The 5,055-nt window shown below is 75.9% G+C and carries 1 protein-coding gene; it reads left to right on the plus strand.

Annotated elements, in window-relative coordinates:
* The coding region (locus ACZ34W_RS38325) for a beta-ketoacyl synthase N-terminal-like domain-containing protein (RefSeq protein WP_465611086.1) at positions 1-5,055 on the plus strand (5,055 nt) is incomplete at both ends.

The raw sequence follows: 5,055 nt of genomic DNA on the forward strand, positions 1-5,055 counted from the left end.
GGGGTCTTCGGCTCGGCCGGTCAGGGCAACTACGCGGCGGCCAACGCCTATCTGGACGCGGTCGCCCACCGGCGCCGCGCCGACGGCCTGCCCGCCGCGTCGCTCGCCTGGGGCCTCTGGGAGCAGGCCGGTGGCATGGCCGCCCACCTCACCGAGGCCGACCAGACCCGGGTGAACCGGGGCGGGTTCCTGGCGATCGCCCCGGCCGAGGGCCTGGACCTCTTCGACGCGGGCCTGCGCGGCGGCCGGGCCGTGACCGTGCCGATCAAGCTCGACCTGCGCGCCGTCCGGGCCGAGGCCGCGTCCGGCCGCGGCGTCCTGCCGCTGCTGCGCAGCCTGGTGCCGGTCGGCCGGCGGGCCGTCCGGACCGCCTCCGGGCTGGCCGACCGGCTCGCCGGGCTGGCGGTGGCGGAGCAGGAGACGCTGCTGCTGGACCTGGTCCGCACCCATGTCGCGACCGTGCTCGGACACGCCGGCGCGGCGAACGTCAAGGCGGAGAAGGCGTTCAAGGACGCCGGCTTCGACTCGCTCACCTCCGTCCAACTGCGCAACCGGCTCCGCGAGTCGACCGGGCTCAACCTGCCCACGACCGTCGTCTACGACTACCCCACGCCGGTCGCGCTCGCCCGCTTCCTGCGCGAGGAGCTCGGCGACACCGCCGCCGCTGCCGCCGTCCCGACGGTGGTGGCGGCCGACCTCGACGAGCCGATCGCGATCGTCGGCATGGCCTGCCGGCTGCCCGGTGGCGTGGTCACCCCGGAGGACCTCTGGCGGCTGGTCTCCGAGGGCCGGGACGCGGTGTCCGGCTTCCCCGAGGACCGCGGCTGGGACGTGGGCGGCCTCTTCGACGACGACCAGGAGAACATCGGCACCTCCTACGTCGACCAGGGCGGCTTCCTGCACGACGCGGGGCTCTTCGACGCGGGCTTCTTCGGGATCTCGCCGCGCGAGGCGCTGGCGATGGACCCGCAGCAGCGGCTGCTGCTGGAGATGTCCTGGGAGGCGCTGGAGCGGGCCGGGGTCGACCCGGCCGCGCTGAAGGGCCGGGACGTCGGGGTGTTCTCCGGCGTGATGACCCAGGGCTACGGGATCGGCGGCGTCATCCCGCCGGAGCTGAGCGGCTTCACCGCCACCGGCTCCGCGATGAGCGTGGCCTCGGGCCGGGTCTCCTACGTGTTCGGCTTCGAGGGCCCCGCGGTGACGGTGGACACGGCGTGCTCCTCCTCGCTGGTGGCGATGCACCTGGCCGCGCAGGCACTGCGGTCCGGCGAGTGCTCGCTGGCACTGGCCGGTGGCGCGACGATCATGGCGACGCCGCACACCTTCGTGGAGTTCTCGCGACAGAAGGCACTCGCCCCCGACGGGCGGTGCAAGGCGTTCTCCTCGACCGCCGACGGCACCGGCTGGGGCGAGGGCGCGGGCGTCGTGGTGCTGGAGCGGCTCTCCGAGGCCCGGCGCAACGGACACCGGATCCTGGCGGTGCTGCGCGGCAGCGCGATCAACCAGGACGGCGCGTCGAACGGTCTGACCGCGCCCAACGGCCCCTCGCAGCAGCGGGTGATCCGCAAGGCGCTGGCCAACGCGGGCCTGGCCGCCTCGGACGTCGACGCGGTGGAGGCGCACGGGACGGGGACCTCGCTGGGCGACCCGATCGAGGCGCAGGCGCTGCTGGCCACGTACGGGCAGGGGCGCGGGGACGGGGAGGCACCCCTCTGGCTCGGCTCGGTCAAGTCCAACGTCGGCCACACCCAGGCCGCGGCCGGGGTGGCCGGTGTGATCAAGATGGTGGAGGCGCTGCGGCACGGTGTGCTGCCGCCCACCCTGCACGTCGAGGCTCCGACGCCGCAGGTGGACTGGTCGCTCGGCGCGGTGGAGCTGCTGACCGAGGCGCGGGAGTGGCCGGAGACCGGCCGCCCCCGGCGGGTGGGCGTCTCCTCCTTCGGGCTGAGCGGGACCAACGCGCACCTGATCCTGGAGCAGGCGCCCGAGGAGGAGCCGGCCGAGGTCGGGGCCGCGCCCGACGCCGTGGTGCCGCTGGTGGTGTCGGCGGCCTCGACGGCCTCGCTGGCCGGGCAGGCCGAGCGGCTGGCGGCCTTCGTCGAGGCGTCCGCGCCGGTCTCACCGGCCGCGGTGGCCGGTGTCCTGGCGACCCGGCGGGCGGCGCTCGGTGAGCGCGCGGTGCTGGTGGCGGGCTCGCGGTCCGAGGTGCTGGCGGGGCTGGCCGCGTTGGCGCGCGGGGAGTCGGCGCCGGGGTTGGTGACGGGCAGTGTGTCCGGTGCGGGCCGGACGGTGCTGGTGTTCCCGGGGCAGGGTTCGCAGTGGGTCGGGATGGGGCGTGAACTGCTGGACGCCTCCCCGGTGTTCGCCGAGCGGGTGGCCGCGTGCGCGGCGGCGCTGGAGCGCTGGGTGGACTGGTCGCTGGAGGAGGTGCTGCGCGGTGAGGCCCCGGCCGAGCTGCTGGAGCGGGTGGACGTGCTCCAGCCGGCGAGTTTCGCGGTGATGGTCGGTCTGGCGGCGGTCTGGGCGTCGGTGGGCGTGCTGCCGGACGCGGTGGTCGGGCACTCGCAGGGGGAGATCGCGGCGGCCTGCGTGGCGGGTGCGCTGTCGTTGGAGGATGCGGCGCGGATCGTGGCGGTGCGCAGCCAGGTGATCGCGGGCAGCCTGGCCGGGCGCGGGGGGATGGCGTCGGTGGCGCTCTCCGAGAGCGAGGCTGTCGAGCGGCTGGTGCGCTGGACGGACCGGGTGGAGGTCGCGGCCGTCAACGGCCCGGCCTCGGTGGTGGTGGCCGGTGACGCCGAGGCCCTGGACGAGGCGTTGGAGGTGCTCGCGGCCGACGGCGTGCGGGTGCGCCGGGTGGCGGTGGACTACGCCTCGCACACCCGTCATGTCGAGGCGATCGAGGAGACCCTCGGCGAGGCCTTCGCGGACATTCGCAGCCAGGCCCCGCTGGTGCCGTTCCTCTCCACCGTCACGGGCGAGTGGATCGACCAGGCGGGCGTGCTGGACGGCGGCTACTGGTACCGCAACCTGCGCGGTCAGGTCCGGTTCGGCCCGGCGATCGCGACGCTGCTGGACCAGGGCCACACGGTGTTCGTGGAGTCGAGCGCTCACCCGGTGCTGGTCCAGCCGGTCAGTGAGATCGTGGACGAGGCCGGGGCCGAGGCCCTGGTCACCGGCTCGCTGCGGCGGGACGAGGGCGGCCCGCGCCGCCTGTTCGCCTCGATGGCCGAACTCCACGTCCGGGGCGTGGCCGTCGACTGGACCGGTGTGCTGCCGGCCGGCGCCGAGACCGCCCAGGTGGACCTGCCCACCTACGCCTTCGACCAGCAGCACTACTGGCTGCGGACCGCCCCGGCCACCGACGCGGCCTCGCTCGGCCAGGCCACCGCCGACCACCCGCTGATCGGCGCGGTGGTCCAGGTACCCGAGACGGGCGGCGTGCTCTGCACCTCCCGGCTCTCCCTGCACACCCACCCCTGGCTGGCCGACCACGCCGTCGGCGGCGCCGTCCTGGTGCCCGGCACCGGTCTGGTCGAGCTGGCGGTACGGGCCGGTGACGAGGTCGGCTGCGGCACGCTGGACGAGCTGGTGATCGAGGCCCCACTGGTCCTGCCCGAGCACGGCAACGTGCGGGTCCAGGTCACCGTCGGCGGCCCCGACGGGGCGGGCGCCCGCAGTGTCGGCATCTACTCGGTCCGCGAGGACGCGGCCGGGGACACCGGCGCGGACGCCTGGACCCGGCACGCCACCGGGACCCTGACGGCGACCTCGGACGCCGGCGGTCCCGCGTTCGACTTCACCGCCTGGCCGCCCGCCGACGCGGAGCAGCTCGGTGTCACCGGCGGCTACGAGCTGCTGGCCCGAGCCGGTTACGGCTACGGGCCGGTGTTCCAGGGCGTGCGGGCGGTCTGGCGACGCGGCGAGGAGCTGTTCGCCGAGGTCGCCCTGCCCGAGGACCAGCGGGACGCCGCCGGCCGGTTCGGCATCCACCCCGCGCTGCTCGACGCCGCCCTCCACCCCGTCATGCTGGACGTGGCGCTGGGGGACCCGACGGGCGCGAACCGGGCGGGCGACGAGTCCGAGGTGCACCTGCCGTTCGGCTGGAACGGGCTGCGGCTGCACGCGGCCGGCGCCTCGGCACTGCGGGTGCGCCTGGTGCGGTCCGACGCGCAGACGCTCGCGCTGGAGGCCGCCGACGAGACCGGCGGAGCCGTCCTGACGCTCCGTTCGCTGGTCTCGCGCGCCGTCTCGGCCGACCAACTGGGCAGCGCGGGAGGCGACGAAGGCCGCGACGCGCTGTTCCGGGTGGAGTGGACGGAGCTGCCCACCGGTACCGCTCCGGGCCTGGAACTCCCGCCGGCCTGGGTGCCGGTGGCCTCGCCGGACCACGTGGCCATGCTGACCAACGGCTCGGGCGTGCCCCCCGTGGTCGTCCTGGACGCGGTCGGGGACGGCCCGGACGAGCACGCGGTGCTCGGCCTGACCGCCCGGGTGCTGGACGTCGTCCAGGCCTGGCTGAGCACCCGGGGGCTGGACGCGGCGCGGCTGGTCGTGGTCACCCGGGGTGCGGTGCCCGCCGGCGGCGACGCCGCGGTGACGGACCCGGCGGGCGCCGCGGTCTGGGGTCTGATCCGGGTCGCGCAGGCGGAGAACCCGGACCGGATCGTGCTGCTCGACACCGACGCCGCCCCCGGGACGGACGTCGAACCGGTGCTCGCCGCCGTGCTGGGCACCAACGAGCCGCAGGTCGCGGTCCGCGGGACGACGATGTACGTGCCCCGGATCGCCCGGGCCACGGCCCCGGCCGACGAGGCCGCGGCGTTCGACCCCGAGGGCACCGTCCTGATCACCGGCGGCACCGGCACCCTCGGCGGCCTGCTGGCCCGGCGCCTGGTCACCGGGCACGGCGTCCGGCATCTGCTGCTGGCCAGCCGGAGCGGCCTGCGGGCCGAGGGTGCAACGGAGTTGGCGGCGGAGCTGGAGGATCTCGGCGCGACGGTGACCGTCACCGCCTGCGACGTGGCCGACCGGGAGTCGGCGGCCGCACTTCTCTCC

The organism is Kitasatospora sp. NPDC022856 (assembly GCF_055561235.1).